The 16,523-nt window shown below is 69.5% G+C and carries 17 protein-coding genes and 1 riboswitch; of the genes, 9 read left to right on the top strand and 8 right to left on the bottom strand.

What is annotated here, in order from left to right; translation table 11 throughout:
- Positions 1-168: 168 nt before the first annotated feature.
- The gene (locus ACZ6SD_RS05715; RefSeq protein ID WP_465315740.1) at positions 169-1,176 is read left to right on the top strand and encodes a hypothetical protein; all 1,008 of its coding nucleotides are present in this window, start codon (positions 169-171) and stop codon (positions 1,174-1,176) included.
- A gap of 414 nt (positions 1,177-1,590) precedes the next feature.
- Here the strand turns inward: ACZ6SD_RS05715 and ACZ6SD_RS05710 are convergent, their stop codons facing one another.
- Positions 1,591-2,541 carry a threonine ammonia-lyase gene (locus ACZ6SD_RS05710; RefSeq protein WP_465315739.1) on the bottom strand — a complete coding sequence of 317 codons (951 nt, stop codon included), beginning with the start codon at positions 2,539-2,541 and terminating at the stop codon, positions 1,591-1,593.
- 129 nt (positions 2,542-2,670) lie between these two features.
- Between ACZ6SD_RS05710 and ACZ6SD_RS05705 the strand changes: the two genes are divergently transcribed.
- Positions 2,671-3,384 (top strand): hypothetical protein, encoded by a 714-nt coding sequence (locus ACZ6SD_RS05705; protein WP_465315738.1) that lies wholly within the window; start codon positions 2,671-2,673, stop codon positions 3,382-3,384.
- A gap of 11 nt (positions 3,385-3,395) precedes the next feature.
- On the opposite strand, the gene thiE is transcribed toward ACZ6SD_RS05705, so the two are convergent.
- Positions 3,396-4,052 (bottom strand): thiamine phosphate synthase, encoded by a 657-nt coding sequence (gene thiE, locus ACZ6SD_RS05700; protein ID WP_465315737.1) that lies wholly within the window; start codon positions 4,050-4,052, stop codon positions 3,396-3,398.
- Positions 4,053-4,084: 32 nt separating this feature from the next.
- Positions 4,085-4,193: riboswitch (TPP riboswitch) on the top strand.
- Positions 4,194-4,198: 5 nt separating this feature from the next.
- Here thiE and thiO point away from each other — a divergent pair.
- The 4 genes from thiO (at position 4,199) to ACZ6SD_RS05680 (ending at position 7,250) form a co-directional block, all read left to right on the top strand.
- A complete protein-coding gene (gene thiO / locus ACZ6SD_RS05695) occupies positions 4,199-5,329 on the top strand; it encodes a glycine oxidase ThiO (RefSeq protein WP_465315887.1) in 1,131 nt (376 codons plus the stop codon).
- Complete coding sequence (thiS, locus tag ACZ6SD_RS05690) at positions 5,326-5,526, top strand: sulfur carrier protein ThiS (protein ID WP_465315736.1); 201 nt, start codon at positions 5,326-5,328, stop codon at positions 5,524-5,526. The genes thiO and thiS overlap by 4 nt, the downstream gene beginning before the upstream one ends.
- Before the next feature lie 3 nt (positions 5,527-5,529).
- Positions 5,530-6,285: a thiazole synthase gene (gene thiG / locus ACZ6SD_RS05685; protein WP_465315735.1), complete on the top strand. Its 756-nt coding sequence runs from the start codon at positions 5,530-5,532 to the stop codon at positions 6,283-6,285.
- Positions 6,286-6,779: 494 nt separating this feature from the next.
- Positions 6,780-7,250: a MarR family winged helix-turn-helix transcriptional regulator gene (locus ACZ6SD_RS05680; RefSeq protein ID WP_465315734.1), complete on the top strand. Its 471-nt coding sequence runs from the start codon at positions 6,780-6,782 to the stop codon at positions 7,248-7,250.
- 64 nt (positions 7,251-7,314) lie between these two features.
- Here ACZ6SD_RS05680 and ACZ6SD_RS05675 read toward each other — a convergent pair whose 3' ends face one another.
- The 3 genes from ACZ6SD_RS05675 to thiC all read right to left on the bottom strand — a co-directional run bounded on the left by ACZ6SD_RS05675 (position 7,315) and on the right by thiC (position 11,805).
- Positions 7,315-8,043: a hypothetical protein gene (locus tag ACZ6SD_RS05675; RefSeq protein WP_465315733.1), complete on the bottom strand. Its 729-nt coding sequence runs from the start codon at positions 8,041-8,043 to the stop codon at positions 7,315-7,317.
- Between the two features lie 1,249 nt (positions 8,044-9,292).
- Entirely contained in the window at positions 9,293-10,156 is an 864-nt protein-coding gene (thiD, locus tag ACZ6SD_RS05670) for a bifunctional hydroxymethylpyrimidine kinase/phosphomethylpyrimidine kinase (RefSeq protein ID WP_465315732.1), read from the bottom strand.
- Positions 10,153-11,805, bottom strand: coding sequence for a phosphomethylpyrimidine synthase ThiC (thiC, locus tag ACZ6SD_RS05665; protein WP_465315731.1), 1,653 nt, complete (start codon positions 11,803-11,805; stop codon positions 10,153-10,155). Before thiC ends, thiD begins: the two co-directional genes overlap by 4 nt.
- A gap of 187 nt (positions 11,806-11,992) precedes the next feature.
- Here thiC and ACZ6SD_RS05660 point away from each other — a divergent pair, with 187 nt between their 5' ends.
- On the top strand, positions 11,993-12,637 hold the full coding sequence (locus ACZ6SD_RS05660; RefSeq protein ID WP_465315730.1) for a hypothetical protein: 645 nt from the start codon (positions 11,993-11,995) through the stop codon (positions 12,635-12,637).
- On the opposite strand, the gene ACZ6SD_RS05655 is transcribed toward ACZ6SD_RS05660, so the two are convergent.
- Together ACZ6SD_RS05655 and ACZ6SD_RS05650 are read right to left on the bottom strand one after the other, a co-directional pair.
- Positions 12,634-13,233, bottom strand: coding sequence for a LysE family translocator (locus tag ACZ6SD_RS05655; protein WP_465315729.1), 600 nt, complete (start codon positions 13,231-13,233; stop codon positions 12,634-12,636). The genes ACZ6SD_RS05660 and ACZ6SD_RS05655 overlap by 4 nt on opposite strands.
- 1,004 nt (positions 13,234-14,237) lie before the next feature.
- A complete protein-coding gene (locus ACZ6SD_RS05650; RefSeq protein WP_465315728.1) occupies positions 14,238-14,810 on the bottom strand; it encodes a peptide deformylase in 573 nt (190 codons plus the stop codon).
- Between the two features lie 147 nt (positions 14,811-14,957).
- On the opposite strand from ACZ6SD_RS05650, the gene ACZ6SD_RS05645 reads away from it, so the two are divergent.
- The gene (locus ACZ6SD_RS05645; protein WP_465315727.1) at positions 14,958-15,287 is read left to right on the top strand and encodes a DUF3263 domain-containing protein; all 330 of its coding nucleotides are present in this window, start codon (positions 14,958-14,960) and stop codon (positions 15,285-15,287) included.
- Positions 15,284-15,982, top strand: coding sequence for a LytR C-terminal domain-containing protein (locus ACZ6SD_RS05640; protein ID WP_465315726.1), 699 nt, complete (start codon positions 15,284-15,286; stop codon positions 15,980-15,982). The genes ACZ6SD_RS05645 and ACZ6SD_RS05640 overlap by 4 nt, the downstream gene beginning before the upstream one ends.
- Before the next feature lie 304 nt (positions 15,983-16,286).
- Here ACZ6SD_RS05640 and ACZ6SD_RS05635 read toward each other — a convergent pair.
- A partial coding sequence (locus ACZ6SD_RS05635; RefSeq protein WP_465315725.1) for a hypothetical protein occupies positions 16,287-16,523 on the bottom strand: 237 nt, incomplete at its 5' end.

Genomic DNA, 16,523 nt, shown 5'->3' with positions numbered 1-16,523 from the left:
GAAGAAACCACTCCACCCCATCGAGCAACCCCACGAAACCAGGAACCACACCCCATCGAACAACCCCCAGAACCCACCTACTCCGTTGCAGTGAAGCACCAACCAAACCGTTGATTCCCCAGTGAAATCGCGACAAGACTGACCCCGCCACCACGGGAGAGGTCGCACATGAAACTCCGAATTCTCGCCACCACCGCCGCGATCATGCTCGGACTGGCCCACCCCGCGGCAGCCACCACATCGGCGACTTTCACACCGCGAACAATCACCTCCCCACCAGGCGGCACCCAGTACGTCGGCGCCCTGGGCACAGCCCAGCTAGCCATGTCCTCCACCCAAACCGCGTACGTCTACTCCACGCTCCGCGTGAACAGCGCCACCATCACCACGCTCATCGACAACGAGGTCCGCTGTGCGAGCACCAGCGGCTGGACCAAGAACGTGGTCCTAGGCCAGAACGTCCTCCCGGCCACGTCTTCCGCTCCGGCGTCCTTGCGCGACATCAGCGTGACCACGCGGTTCCTCGTGCATCCCGGCGCGGCGGGCACGGTCACCTGCACCACGTACCTGCGCAGCGCCAGCCTCGGCACCACCAGTTCCACCGCGAAGCTGGTAAGCGGAGAACTGCGGTTCGCCGACACCAGCGTCGCCAACACCACCACGGGCGCCCCAATCCAGGCCGACGACGGCGACGCGGTGACCAGCGGCCGAGTGATCGCGCTGAACTCCGGAGCCACCCCCGTCCGCGAACCAGCCATGCCCGTGTTCGACACCACCCCGGCGACGGGCCTCAGCGTGTTCGGCGACCTGGAGCTGATGGCCTGCTACCCAGAGCCCGCGGGCTACGACTGTCCGGTCAACTCGTTCACCGCGCAGGTCACCTTGTTCGTGAACCAGTGGAAAGCGGACGGCACCCTGTGCAAAACCGACGCCACCTCCAGCGTCGCGGTCACCGTCCGCCGCGACGTCCACCACATGGTCGTCCCGCTGAACACCCATTTCACCGCACTCACCGGCAACGGCTGTATCCCGAGGTTCAACTTCTACGTCAAGACCGACTGGCTATCCGGCTCCACCGCCGCGATCCAGATGGCCGCCAGCGGCCTCACCGACTCCACCGGCTCGACCACCAAGCACGCCGCCGTGATGAGCCACGCCTTCGCCGTGGCCTACTGATCCAGCCCACCAAACCATCCCGCTGAGCCAACCCCACCAAGCCAACCCGCCGAGCCGGGCTGAGCCAGGCACCGGGTCGGGTTCCTGAGCCTGTCCCGCCGAGCCAGGTTGAGCCAGCCCGCTGAGCCAGGCGCTGAGCCGGGCCCGCTGAGCCAGGTTTGACCTGTCCCGCCGAGCCAAGTTGCGCCAGCTCGGCTGAGTCAGGCCGCCGAGCCAGCCGGGCCGCCGACTCAGGCCGCTGAGGCAGCTCACCGAGGCAGGCCGCTGAGCCAGGCGCAGAGCCCGACCTACCGAGCCAGGCTCACAAGCTAGGCCACCGGGCCCGCCCATCGAATCGGGCCGCTGAGGCAGGCCCATCCAGTCTGCCCCCAGCAAGACCTACCGAGCCTGCCCCACAAGCCAGCCCCACCCGAGTCAGGCCAACAGCGCCGCGAGGGCCGCCGGGTCGATATTGCCGCCGGAGACCACCGCGACCGTCCGCCCCCGGGGCAGTTCGTCGGCGTGGTGCAGGTACGCGGCCGTCGCGACCGCGCCGCTGGGTTCGGCGACCAGGTTCGCGCGGTGCGCGAGCACGGCGACGGCGTGTCGGATCTCGTCCTCGGCGACGGTCACGATCCCGTCCACGAGTGCCCGCTGGTGCGCGAACGTCAGCTCCGACGGCTGGCTGCGCAGCCCGTCGGCGATCGTGCGGTCGCGGTCCTCGACCGGCCACGACACCAGGTGACCGGCCCGCAGGCTCGCCGCCGTGTCCGCGGCCAACTCCGGCTCGACCGCCCACACCTGGGCCGCAGGCCGCAGTCCCTTGACCGCCGCCGCGATCCCCGAGATCAACCCGCCGCCGCTGACCGGCACGAGAACCAGGTCCACCTCAGCGAGGTCGGCCACGATCTCCAGCCCGACGGTCCCCTGTCCGGCGATCACGTCGGGGTGGTCGAACGGCGGTATCAGCACCGCCCCCCGCTCCGCCACGATCTCGTAGGCCCGCGCCTCCCGCTGACCGGCGGCGACGAGCACGACCTCCGCCCCCAGCGCGCGGGTAGCATCGATTTTGACCCGCGGCGTGCCTTCCGGAACCACGATCCACGACCGAATCCCGAACTCCCGCGCCGCGTAGGCCACCGCTTGCGCGTGGTTGCCACTGGAGTAGGCCACCACCCCGCGGGCGCGCTGCTGTTCGGTGAGCCTGGCCACCGCGTTGTACGCGCCCCGGATCTTGAACGCCCCCACCGGCTGCAAGTTCTCCGGTTTGAGCCACAGTGGACGGTCCGGGTCGCCCCACAGGCACGGCACCAGCGGCGTGCGCACGGCCACACCGTGGAGTCGAGCGGCGGCGGCTTCGATGTCGTCGACGGTAACGAGGTTCACATCTCCAGTGTGCACCAGATTTCCGAGTCCACAGTGGACAGAGAATGTGTAGCGGTGCTCACTTCTGGTCAACCCTAGGCGGGTGTCACCCGTCAGTCGGAACGAGACCAGCAACAACAGAACGGAATCATGAGCGAGGAGAAGAAGACCGAACGCCTGCGGTTCAGCCAGGTCGTCGCAGGAGCGCTCGCGGCCGCGACAGCTGCCGTCCTCGGGTCCACCCTGGGCGTGGCGGGCACCGTGATCGGCGCCGCCGTCGCCAGCGTGATCAGCACCGTCGGCGGCGCGCTGTACCTCAAGTCGCTGGACCGCACCCGCGAAACCCTGATTTCCCGTGTCGTGTCCCACCACGGCACGGTGGTGTCGGTGCGCGAACCTCCCAGCGACCCGCCGGAGGCGTCTACCGAACCCCCGGCCGACGACGCCGAGCCTGCCGCCTCTGAACCAGCCAAGCGCAGGCGGATCATCGCGCTGGCCGCGGCCGGGGTGCTCGCGTTCGTCCTGGGCATGGCGGTCGTCACCGGCCTCGAATGGGTCCGCGGCGAGCCGCTGTCCGGCGGCGGCCAAGGCGGCACCACAGTCGGCGGCCTGGTCAACCGCCCCGCCCCACGGCCCACCCCGGCCCCGACCAGCACGGTCACGGTCACCCAGAGCGCCCAGCCCCCGGCCTCCCCGCCGCCCGCGGGCTCACCGCCCCCGACGACGACCACCACGCCCACCGACTCGGCGTCCCCGACGACGACCACCACCACTACGACCACGACCAGCGCCCCACCCTCGGCCACGGTCAGCGCCACACCGCAGCCCTCGGTCACCCCCACCGCCCCCACGCCCACTGGGTGAACGGCGCGAACTCAGCCGCGCAGCGCGGCCGACAGGGTCTCCGCCGCCGCCCTGGGGTCCTCAGCCTCGGTGATGGCGCGCACGACGACCACCCGGCTCGCCCCAGCCCCGAGCACCCTCGGCAGCCGCTCGGCGTCGATGCCACCGATGGCGAACCACGGCCGCGCGGGCGCGCTGTCCGCGGTGGCCCGCACCAGGTCCAGCCCCGGCGCGGCGCGGCCCGGCTTGGTAGGTGTCGGCCAGCACGGGCCAGTGCAGAAGTAGTCCACGCCCGGCTCGTCGGCCGCCGCCGCGGCTTGGGCGCGGTCATGGGTCGAGCGGCCGATGACCACGTCGTCGCCGACGATGCGGCGGGCCAGCGGCACCGGCAGGTCGTCCTGGCCCAGGTGCAGCACGTCCGCGCCCGCGGCCAGGGCCACGTCCGCGCGGTCGTTCACCGACAGCAGCGCGCCGTGCGCGGCGCACACCTCGGCAAGCGCCGCCAGCGCCCGCAGCTCCGGCCCCGCTTCCAGCCGCTTGTCCCGCAGCTGCACGATGTCCACCCCGCCCGCGAGCGCGGCGTCGGCGAACTCGGCCAAGTCGCCCCGGTCGGCGCGCGCGTCGGTGCACAGGTAGAGCCGCGCGTCGGCGAGCCTGCGCCTGATCTGGTCCCCGTCGAGTCCTGGCATGGAGGTGACGCTAGCGCCTGCGCTACGGTGGAAGCCGGTCGCACGGGAGTCCGGGCCACGGGCTGAGAGGGAGCTGGAAGCGCTCCGACCGTCGAACCTGATCCGGGTCATGCCGGCGCAGGGAGCGTGATGATGTGGTGACAGAAGTGGCAGACGGGCGCGTCGCCGTCGTGGGCGGCGGCGTCATCGGCCTGTCCGTGGCGTGGTCGCTCGCCGAGGCGGGCCACGATGTGGTCTTGGTCGACCCGGCCCCGGCGAGCGGCGCGTCGTGGGTGGCGGGCGGCATGTTGGCCCCGGTCACCGAGTCCTGGCCGGGGGAGGACGATGTGCTGGCCCTGGGGCGGGCCTCGCTCGCGCTGTGGCCCGCGTTCGCCGCCCGGCTGGCCGAGATCGGCGGTGACCCCCGACTCCGCCACGACGGGACCCTGGCCGTCGCGGTGGATTCCGCCGACGCGGGCGCGCTGGACGTCCTCGCCGCCTACCTGCGCGAGCACGGCCAAGACGTGGCCCGTCTCACCGGCCGTGAGCTGCGCGCGCTGGAACCCGGCCTCGGCCCTGGTGTCCGAAGTGGACTGTCAGTACCCGGCGATCTGGCTGTGGACACCCGGGACCTGCTTCGCGCGCTGATCACCGCGGCGGAGAAGTCCGGCGTGCGGTTCGTCACAGCCAAAGCCGTGGCCGTGCGCACCGGGGCCGTGGACCTAGAGGGGTCCACTGTGGACTGCGCGGTCGCGGTCATCGCCGCGGGCGCGTGGAGCGCCGCCCTGCACCCCGCCCTGGCCGGGTTGGTCCGCCCGGTGAAGGGCGAGATCCTGCGCCTGCGCGCCCGCCCGTCCGCGCTTCCGCCGCCCACCAGGACAATCCGCGCCCTGGTCGAGTCCCGCCCGGTCTACCTGGTCCCCCGCGAAGGCGGCGAACTGGTTCTCGGCGCCACACAGCACGATGTCGGCTTCGACACCGAGGTCACCGCTGGCGGCGTGCGCGACCTGCTGGCCGACGCCACCCGCGTCCTGCCCGGCATCGCCGAGTACGCCCTCACCGAGACAGCGGCGGGCCTGCGCGCGGGCAGCCTCGACAACCTGCCACTGATCGGCCCCGTAGCCCCCGGGGTTGTCGCCGCGACCGCCCACCATCGCAACGGCCTGCTGCTGGCCCCCGTCACCGCCGCCGCCGTCCGGTCCCTGCTGCGCGGCGAACCGCTGCCCGCGCACGTCCGCGCCGCCGACCCCGCCCGCTTCCACCGCCATTCCCCGACGAGCCAGGAGGTGCCGCGATGAGAATCGAGGTCAACGGCGAGCAGCACGAGGTCGCCGAGGGAGCCACCGTCGCCGACGTGCTCGCCGCGCTCACCCTGCCCGCGTCCGGGATCGCCGTGGCCCTCGACGGCGAAGTGGTGCCCCGCGCCGAACACGCCGAGACACCGGTGCCCGCCGGGGCGGCGCTGGAAGTGCTCACCGCGGTCCAGGGAGGCTGACACATGGACGACCCACTGGTCATCGCCGACCGGGAGTACTCCTCCCGGCTCATCACCGGCACCGGCGGCGCGGCGAACCTCGCCGTCCTCGAACGCGCCCTGGTGGCCTCTGGCACCGAGCTGACCACCGTGTCCCTGCGCCGCGTCGACACCCAAGGCGGCTCCGGCATCCTCGATGTCCTGCGGCGCCTGGGAATCGACCCACTGCCCAACACCGCGGGCTGCCGCACCGCCGCCGAGGCCGTCCTCACCGCGCGCCTAGCCCGCGAGGCCCTGGGCACCAACTGGATCAAACTGGAGGTCATCGCCGACGACCGCACCCTGCTCCCGGACCCGGTAGAACTCCTCGACGCCGCCACCACCCTCGTCGCGGATGGTTTCGTGGTGCTGCCCTACACCAACGACGACCCCGTCCTGGCCCTGCGCCTGGAGGAAGCGGGCTGCGCCGCCGTCATGCCGCTCGGCTCCCCCATCGGCACCGGCCTGGGCATCCGCAACCCGCACAACATCGAACTAATCGTCGCCCGCGCAGGCGTCCCAGTAATCCTCGACGCAGGCATCGGCACCGCGTCCGACGCGGCCCTGGCCATGGAACTGGGCTGCGCCGCGGTCCTCCTGGCCACCGCCGTCACCCGCGCGACCGATCCAGAGAAAATGGCCACCGCCATGCGCTCCGCGGTAGTCGCAGGCCGCCTAGCCCGCTCCGCGGGCCGGATCCCCCAGCGCTTCTGGGCCCAAGCCTCCAGCCCACCCCGCTGACCCAGCCGCCCCACCCACCGATTCCGCCACACCGCGCCGCGACCCGCCGATTTTGTGGGCTGCCGAACGTTGGTGGGGGGCTGCTGTACGGGTTCTGTCGGTCGGATCTCGGGTGTTTTGGGCCCAAGCGTCCCAGCGGACCCGCTGGCCTCGGCTACCTCTGTCGCTCTTTCCTCCGGTTCGGGCACGCGCATCGCGGCGGTCGTGGTTCGCGGCCCGCCGAGTTCGCGAGCTGCTGGGGCGTTGGTAGGCGGGCTGCCGCATGGGTCCTACCGTCGGATCTCGCGGTGTTCTGCGCTGACCCCGGCCGCCCTGCCCACCGATGCTGGCACACCACGTCCCGGTGGTCGTGGGCCACTTGGCAAGCCGCAGCCCTGGAGCCCTCCCGTCGAATCGCCCCGACCGTGGGCTGCCTCGCCCGTTCCGCAGGCCGTATCCCGCTGAGCGCGGAGCCCTCCCCGTCGCTGCGCTCGGCTATCCCGGCACAATGAGGTATGACGACCTCGGCCACCGAGCCCGCCGTCGGCGACATCCCCGCGCGCCTGTACCTCGCGATCGGGCGCCTGTCCCGCTCGCTGCGCCGTTCCGGAAGCCCCGGCCTCGGCCACGGTTCCATCTCCGCCCTGTCCACCCTGGTGGGCTGCGGCGAACTGCGCCTGGGCGACCTCGCCGCCAAGGAGGGCGTGGCCGCCCCCACCATGTCCCGCATCGTCGCCAGCCTCGTCGAATCCGGCTATGTCCGCCGCCAACCTGACCCGGCGGACCGCAGGGCCTGGCTGGTCATGGCCACCGACGACGGCACCCGCATGGTCTCCGGCGTCCGCTCCACCCGCGTCCAGGAACTAGGCCGCCGCCTCGACAGCCTCCCCCCAGCCGACCGAGCCCTCCTGGTCGAGGCCATCCCGGTCCTCGAAGCTCTCCTCGCCGAGGAACCAAAACCCAGGGAATCTGTTCCTCGTCTCTAGTCCTACCTCAACGCCAATGACGGGCCGGTGGCGTCAGCCCGCCACCGTGACTGTTCAGCTGAAGTCAATCCAGGTCGGTCCCAGCCTCGGCATCGTAGAGTCGTTGCACTATCGGGACCAAGGCTGAGGGGAGTTGGTTGCTTAGTTCCTGTTCCATGGCGAACTGTCTGAGGATTTCCAAGGACGAGACCAACTGGACGGGCATGTCCGCCGTGGCTTCGACGCGGTCGAGAGTCGTGGTGATCACGATCAGATGTTGGAAGATCGCGTTCAGTGAGCTGTCGTTGACGTCGTCCGCTAGTTGCCGCAGGGCGCGCAGCCTGGCGTTGATGCTCAGAGACAGCGGGTTTTGCGCGGCACTGACGGGTTCTCGGCCTGCCGCGTAGTTGAGCAACTCCTCAGCGAGTCCACGCAACAGCTCTTCGCGACTGCGGAGCAGGGCGGTCCACTGCTTCTTTTGTTGGTGGGCGTGACGTACCGCGTCAGGATCGCGGGGCATGGGACTGCCCGCGTCTTCAGCGCGTTGGCTGGCTGCCTGCAAGCGCAGAAATCGCTGTTCAGCTGCCTGACGGCTGCGCAGTCCCAGGACATTGGCGATCTCAGCCCAGGACAGGCCCGCCGATCGAGCATCTTGGATCAGTCCCATCTCCAAGCGGTCGATCTCAGAACGCACCGGGGAGACCAAGCGCAGTGCCAACAGTAGTTCGAGACGTGATGGGCGTAACTGATTGCTGGACGACCTGAAACGCGCGTGCACACGTTCGAGTAGGGAGAACGTGTTCTCGCGGTCCACCCGCTTAACCCTGAGAGCCCGAGCCAGCAGTGTCCGTAACGATCGGATGGGCAAGTCCTGGTCCGGTTGGGGCTTCGACAACGACGGGCGCATGAGAACCGTTCCCTCTGGCTCAGCAACTTCAGCGGGATCGCGTCAATGGTTCATTGACACCGTATGTCAACTATACATTGACACAGTAGCTCCAGTTTGGACATAAGCCGATGCGGTTAGCCCGAGGGTTGAGGGCAGATTGGACCACATCCGGAGAGTTGGGCCGGTGTCGGGATGAACCCCCTCGGCTGTACTGCTAGGTGCCGCCTACTGAACCGATATAGTGACGCAGCTCACATTCACCCGACCGGGTGCTACCGGTAAATCTAGGCATCGATGCAGAGGGTGTAAGAGCAAACTTTGCGTTGCGCCTCCTTGGCTCATCGGGACCATGGGGAAGCGTTTGGGCCGCAGGTGGCGATGCAACCCGAAGAGGTCGGTGACCCAAGCTGGCTTGCATGGATCACCGACCTCTGCGAGTTACCGCGTGTGGCGCTTCCGGTCAAGGTAACGCGCCACACCGGCGAGTGATACCGACACGGCCCTGGCAAGCCACGCCAGGGCTGTGTCGTCCACTGCTCTGGCTGCCAACTCGGCCGCGGTAGCGACGCCGCTGGCGGCTCGGAGCGCCTGTACCAGGCGCTCGCGCCTCACGGTATTACTCTGCTCCGGGGGATCGGAGCCATCGAGCCCGTCCTCTTTCATGATCACCTCCTTGTTCCTACGGCTACGTAGCCCGTACGAAGAAGGTGATGCGGTGATCCTCTCAGAGGAAGTTGATCGACGCGGAAAGCCTAGCTCGACTCACAACTGAAGGGGGGTTTTGGCCCGGCGACACTCGGGGGGCCGGGAAATTCGCGGGAGCGGATGACTGAGGGTCCGCCCGTGCGACGGATCGTGCAGGAGGCTGTGACGTCGCTGACCTCGTCCGCGTTCACAGGAGTGCGGCGGCGAGTATGGCGATGTGGCCTGCCACACGTCGCCTCGTCAAGTCGGCGTCAGATCCACAACCCTGCGTGACCAGGCCTCGTGGTTCCGCTGGTTCGGGCCTCGGCTTCCGGCTCCGTGGACTCGTCGGGTGGCGGGAAACCGTCGCGAACAGGTTGCGTGCTTACCTTGTTGCTGTCGCTGATCCCACTGGTGAGGTATGGCCGGTAGAGGGGTTCCGGTGGACAAAATTTGGGAACGGATCGTTTCCCGGTTCGCTCAGAACCTGTCAATTCTCGGACAGCGGGGATGTGGGGTTAGTGGGGGTGAGGAACGTGGCCGCGTCGGGCAGGCGCCACAGGGGGGATACCGGGCCGACGCCTTGGCCGAGTGGGTAGGCGGCGCGGACTGACTCGATGATGAAGGTCTTGCCCGCGCGCACGGCGCTCACCATGTCGTTGCCCTTGGCCAGGGCCGCGGTGATCGAGGACGCCAGGGTGTCGCCGCTGCCGTGGGTGTGTCGCACGTCGAATCGGGGGCCGATGAACTCGGTGAACTCGTGGCCGTCGTAGAGCAGGTCCAGGCATTGCGGGTCGTCCCACAGGTGGCCGCCCTTGACCAGCACCCACCGCGGTCCGTATTCGGCGAGGGCCTTCGCCGCGTCGCGTTGGTCGGAGTGTGAGCGCACCTCGATTCCGGTCAGCAGGCGCACTTCGTCCAGGTTCGGGGTGATGAGGGTCGCGCGCGGGAACAGTTCGCCGCGCAGGGCGTCCAGGGCGTCCTCGCGCAGCAGCGGGTCCCCGTGCATCGACGCCGACACGGGATCGACCACCAGCGGAACACCAGATTGTCCTATTTGGACCCTATCGCAGGCGCCAGCGACCGCGGAGATGATCTCCGCGGTCGCCAGCATCCCGGTTTTCGCCGCCTGCACGCCGATATCGGTCGCCACCGCCTCGATCTGGGCGGCCACGATCTCCGGAGGAATGGTGTGCACCCCGGTGACGCCCACCGAGTTCTGCACCGTCACCGCCGTGATCGCGGTCATTCCGTGCACCCCGCAGGCGAAGAACGCCCGCAGATCGGCTTGGATTCCCGCGCCGCCGCCGGAATCCGACCCGGCGATGGTCAGCGTGCGAGGCGGCGTGCTCACCGTTCGACCACCGGGAGGTAGACCTGGTTTCCGTTGCCCGCGAACTCTTCCGACATCTCGGCCATGCCCGCCTCGATAGCCTCCACTGAGGACAGTCCGCGTTCCTCCGCGTACTTGCGCACGTCCTGGGTGATCTTCATCGAGCAGAACTTCGGCCCGCACATCGAGCAGAAGTGCGCCGTCTTCGCCGGTTCCGCGGGCAGTGTCTCGTCGTGGTACGACCGGGCGGTGTCCGGGTCGAGGGCGAGGTTGAACTGGTCTGTCCACCGGAACTCGAAGCGCGCCTGGGAAAGCGCGTCGTCGCGTTCCTGGGCGCGTGGGTGGCCCTTGGCGAGGTCGGCGGAGTGCGCGGCGATCTTGTAGGTGATCACGCCCACCTTGACGTCGTCGCGGTTGGGCAGCCCCAGGTGCTCCTTGGGGGTGACGTAGCAGAGCATCGCGGTGCCCAACCAGCCGATCTGCGCGGCCCCGATCGCCGAGGTGATGTGGTCGTAACCGGGCGCGATGTCCGTCGCGAGTGGACCGAGCGTATAGAACGGGGCCTCACCGCAGAGTTCTTCTTCGAGCCGGACGTTCTCGGCGATCTTGTGCATCGGCACGTGCCCTGGTCCCTCGATCATCACCTGCACGTCGTGCGCGCGGGCGATGTGCGTCAGCTCGCCCAGCGTCCGAAGCTCGGCGAACTGCGCCTCGTCGTTGGCGTCGGCGATGGAGCCGGGGCGCAGGCCGTCGCCGAGGGAGAAGGTGACGTCGTAGGTGCGCAGAATCTCGCACAGCTCGGCGAAGTTGGTGTAGAGGAAGCTTTCCTTGTGGTGCGCCAGGCACCACGCCGCCATGATCGACCCGCCGCGTGAGACGATGCCGGTCACCCGCTTCGCCGTCAGCGGCACGTAGCGCAGCAGCACGCCCGCGTGCACGGTCATGTAGTCGACGCCCTGCTCGCACTGCTCGATCACGGTGTCCCGGTAGACCTCCCAGGACAGCTTGGCGGGGTCCCCGTCGACCTTCTCCAGGGCCTGGTAGATCGGCACCGTGCCGACCGGGACGGGCGAGTTGCGCATGATCCACTCGCGGGTCTCGTGGATGCGCTTGCCGGTCGAGAGGTCCATGATGGTGTCCGCGCCCCACCGGGTCGCCCACACCATCTTGTCCACTTCGTCCTCAATGGACGATGACACCGCCGAGTTGCCGATGTTCGCGTTGATCTTGACGTGGAACTTCTTGCCGATGATCGCGGGCTCGACCTCGGGGTGACACCGGTTGACCGGGATCACCGCCCGCCCGATCGCGACCTCCGAGCGCACGAACTCCGGGTCGACGCCCTCCCGCGCGGCGCAGAACCGCATCTCCTTGGTGATGATCCCGGCCTTGGCGTAGGCCAACTGGGTCACCGCGCCGTTGACTGGCTCGCGCTCGGTGATCCAGCTCTCGCGGAGCCGGGGAAGTCCGGAATGGACATCGATCACCGCGTTGTCGTCGGTGTACGGCCCCGACGTGTCGTAGAGGTCCAGGTGCTCCCCATTGGTCAGCTCGACCCGTCGGACAGGGATGCGCAGACCGTCGCCCACGTCCTGGTATTCCTTGCGGGAACCGGAAATCGGCCCCGTGGTCACCGTAGGCCGCACGGAACGGTCGTCAAGAGCGGTCACGAAAAATCCTCCCTACGCCGGCATTACCCGGTCAGGTTCATCCGGTCGGCGGCGCCGGGTCCGGAAAATGGACACCAGCCGCCCTCTCAGCCCGCCATGGCGCGAGCTCCCGCGATCGGTTTTCAGTTGTCCAGCCGACCATAGCCGGCGGCGGCGAGACTGCCAAGTGAGCACTATGGTTCCCACCATGGCGCAGCCATACCCGCCGGGAGGCAGGCTCCCGGCCAGACCCGACGCGGCCAAGCCGTGCCCCGCGTGCGGCGACCTGGTCGGCCGCGGCTATCCGACGTGTGTGACCTGCGCCGATCGTGTCGATACCTACTGGCGGGCCGACTGGACCGCGCTACTGGACGGCGAGGGCGTCACAGCGGGCGCCCCAGAGGAACGCGAACTGGCCGCCCTCGTCCTCGCCGATGATCTGGGCGCCCACCCCTGGACCTGCCTGGACTGGGCGATGCGCCTGGTGCCGTGCCCCGTCTGCCGCGCGGAACTGGGCACCGGCAACCCCGGCTGCATGAGCTGCGCCAACGCCGACCAGAACCGCTGGGCCTGGGACCACGCCGCCGTCCCCAAAACCATGACCCGCAACGAACACGCCCTCCGCCTGGCCGTGGCCACCCTGCGCGCCGCCCGCCACCGCCGGAAAAGCGTCGTGGCCTTCTGGCGCCTGTCGTTACCGTTCGTCCTGGCCGGAGCCACCCCCACCGCCCGCCAGTCCAGACGGATCCGCACCCACCTGCTGGCCAACCGCCACGAGGACCTAGCCGAGGCGGACAGCCTCACGGCCATGGCCACCCTCCCCGACCTCCCTTGGCGCACCCCCACGCCCTAACTCTCCACCGCGAGCCGGACCCCCAACGCGATCAACACCACACCCGACACCCGCTCCATCCGCGCCCGCACAGCCGACCGCCCCAACCATCCCATGATCCGCCCAAGCAAGGCGACGATCAGCAAGTACCAGAGCGTGTCAACGACCACCCACAGCCCAGCGAGCACGACCAACACCCACCGCCCCGCCCCAGGAGCCACAAACTGCGGCAGGAAAGAGATCGCGAACACGGCCAACTTGGGATTCGCCACATTGACCAGAAGCCCCGCCCGAAACCCGGACCCACCCACCGCAGGCGCCGCACCCGGATCATGCCGCCCAACCAGCGCCTTGACCCCAAACCACAGCAACACCACCACCCCGACGATCCGAAGCCCCTGGTAAGCCACCTCGGAGGCCACCAGCAACACGGACAGCCCAAAGGCGGCCGCCACCGCCCACACCGCCACTCCCATCTCCATCCCGGCCACAGTCGCCAACGCCCGCCGCCGCCCACCCTTGAGCGCCTGCCGTATCAACATGGCGGTGCCAACCCCCGGCACCATGGCCAGCACAAGGGATGAGAGGAGAAAGGCAAGGAAACCGGACCAGGTCATCGCCAGATGGTCCGCCGCCCACCCCCGCGCTCGCCAACCAATTTCCCCGGTCCGGGCCACCTGCCCACGGCGGCCTGAGGGACCGGAGTCGCCTAGAAAGCCAGGCAGGACACAGCAACCCGCCATCCCCAGCCCGCCCACCAAGCCAGCCCCGCGCTCACCCGCCCCGCAGCCCACCAACCAGACCCACCTCAAGCTCACCCGGTGCTTAACGGAGTGGAGTAGGGGCCGCACTTGCGGCTCCTACCGGCCAAGCCTCGCTTTGCGAGGTGCTGGAGGAAGTGCGTGCCCGCCCTCCTGCCAGCCAAGCCCGACTTGGCCAGGCGTCGGAGGTGGAGCACAGCGCCCCCGCCCAGCTTTCCTGCCAACCTGAGCTTGGCTTTGCCAGGGGTGGAGGGGTGGAGTAGAGCCGCGCTCGGCCTTTGTCGACCGGGCCTGGCTTTGCCAGGGGGAGGGGCGGGAGCAGGGCAGCGCTCGGCTTCTGTCGACCGGGCCTGGCCTCGCCAGGGGTGGAGGAGTGGAGCAGGGCGCGCGCTCGCCCCCTGTCAACCCGAGCCTGGCTTCGCCAGGGGGAGATAGAGCAGGGCCGCGCTCGGCCTCTGTCAACCTGGCCTGGCTCTGCCAGGAGTTGGTGGGGACGAAGGGGTGCGCTCGTTCTCCTGGCAGCCGAGCCCTGCCCTGCCAACTGCCGGATGGGCGGAGCAGGGAGCACGACAACCCCACACCCACAAAGCCGCACCCGTCCCGAACCGTCCCCCTGCCAGGCCGAACCCGAGCCTGCCAGGTGCTCGATGGGGTGGAGTGGTTTCTTTGGGGGTGAAGGAAGATCCCTAAACTGGCCGTGGTCGTGGGGCCGAAGGCTCCCCACCCGTCTTTCCCACGACGGGATCTTCCTTCGTAGGGGCCCCAAAGAAACCACTCCACCCCATCGAGCAACCCCTCGAAACCCGGGAACCACGGAACCCACCGAGCAACCCCCACACCCAGCGAGCCACCGCCCGGACTCACTCAGCGAACGGATCCCCCACCTCAGCAGGATTCCAGGACAACCCAGGAACGCCCCACTTGTTCGCCTTCAACATCCGCTTGGCATCCCGCTGGTTCCGCCCCACCAGCCGGTTCAGGTAAAGGAAGCCATCCAGGTGGTCCGTCTCATGCTGCAGGCAGCGCGCGAAGAACCCGGTCCCCTCGACCTCGATCGCCGCCCCCTCCAGGTCCTGGCCGGTCACCTTCGCCCAGCTGGCGCGACCGGTGGGGAAGCTCTCGCCGGGGACCGACAAGCAGCCTTCATAGTCGTCGTCCGGGTCCGGCATGCCTTCAGGGATCTCCGAGGTGGTCAGCACCGGGTTCACCACCACCCCGCGATGCCGGACGCCCTCGTCGTCCGGGCAGTCGTAGACGAAGACCCGCTGGTCGACACCGATCTGGTTGGCCGCGAGGCCGACGCCGTTCGCGGCCGCCATGGTCTCGAACATGTCCGTGACCAGGGTGCGCAGTTCGTCATCGAAGCGCTCGATCGGTTTCGTCGGGTGGTGCAGGACGGGGTCGCCGACGATGCGGATCGGGTGAACTGTCATAGGGGCAGGGTAGAGATTGTGTACGCCGGACGCGCCGTGGCCATGACGATCACCAGAAGCGGTGACGTGGTGTAATGGCGCGGGAGAAGCACACCTGTGTGATTCTGTCGTAGGAGCACGGATCCAACCCGTGAGGCGAGGAGCCAGATGGACGCCGCTGAGTTGCCCTCTCGGCCTGCCAAGCCGACCTCCCGTGGCCCGGCGCACGCCGCGCGGCCAGGTAGTGGGCTCAGCGAGCGGGAGCACGCCATGCTCGCCTTCGAGCGGCAGTGGTGGAAGTACGCGGGGTCCAAGGAGCAGGCCATCCGCGAGCTGTTCGAGATGTCCAGCACCCGCTACTACCAGGTGCTCAACGAACTCATCGAGAAAACCGAGGCCTTGGAGGTTGACCCGATGCTGGTCAAGCGGCTGCGCCGATTGCGCGCCACCAGGCAGCGCGCCCGCTCGGCCCGGCGGCTGGGAATGGACCCGCGATGACCACTGATCCCTCGGGCCCCGCCCGCCCCGGCCGGGTCATCGGCTTGGCGCTGCTCGGCGTGGCCGCGGCCGCGACCATCGCCGGAGTGGTGACCCTGATCAGCGACGACGGCGACGTCGTGGGACTTCCCACGGACGCACCCTCCGTCACCGCGACGGCCGCGCCACCGCCCAGCGGCGACCTTACAAGCATGCCCGCGCCGCCCCCGGAGACCAGTTCGCCGCAGGCGAGCACCGAGTCGCCCGCGCCGCCGCCGTCGCAACCCACCACGACAGCGCCCCCGGCGACGAGTTCCGCGCCCGCCCAATCGTCGGCCCCGGCTCAGCCGGGCGCGGGCGAACCCGGTCCGGGTCAGTCCAACCCAGGTGACTCGGGCGGCGGACCGACGACCAAGGACCAGCCGGTCCGCGTCTACAACAACAGCACCATCAAGGGCCTCGCCGCGACCGCGGGCCAGGACATGGCCGCCCGGGGTTGGCAGATCGCCGAGACCGGCAACTACTCCGGCGGCACGATCCCCACCACGACGGTCTACTACGAGCCGGGCGCCCCCGGGCAGGAAGCCGCCGCCCGGCAACTGGCCACCGAGTTCGGCATGCGGGTCGAGGAGCGCTTCCAGGGCATCAAGCACTCCAGCCCCGGCCTGATCGTCATCGTCACCAACGACTACAAGGGGCCCGCGGGCAAGCAATAGCGGCAGCATCGCCCCCGGCCACGCCGGGTGGCGATCGTGCCTGGCGGCACCGGCAGCGGGGCATGACAGCCGCGCCGACCAGTTTCGGGATCGCGTCGCCAGCTTGGTCAGGGGCGTCGCGGGCTGCTTCATGTGCCCGCGCTGATGGCACGGCTTGCCCCGGTCGCGCGCTCCAGCACCAGTGACAGCGTCATCTGGTGCCGCCAGTCGCTTCGCGCTGTCCCCGCCGGTCTCGACCGTCTACGGACTGTCGCAGCTCGACCGAGAACCGAGCGGCCCAGTCCCACCTGCTCGGAGACGCTGCCTACTCGGACACCGCAGCCAGCGCACGCGGCACCCGCGCCGGTCGGGTGAGCGAGAGCCGCCCGGCGGCGAGACATGACAGCACGGCTTCGATGCCCTGCGCGCCTTGACTGCCCGACACCCCAAGTGGTCGCCTGCCCGGTGCCCGGTGCCCGGTGCCCGGTGCCCGGTGCCCGGTGCCCGGTGCCCGGTGCCCGGTGCCCGGTGCCCGGTGCCCGGTGCCCGGTGCCCGGTGCCC

The organism is Actinokineospora sp. NPDC051303, assembly GCF_055586285.1.
This window is presented reverse-complemented; position numbering and strand designations above follow the sequence as displayed.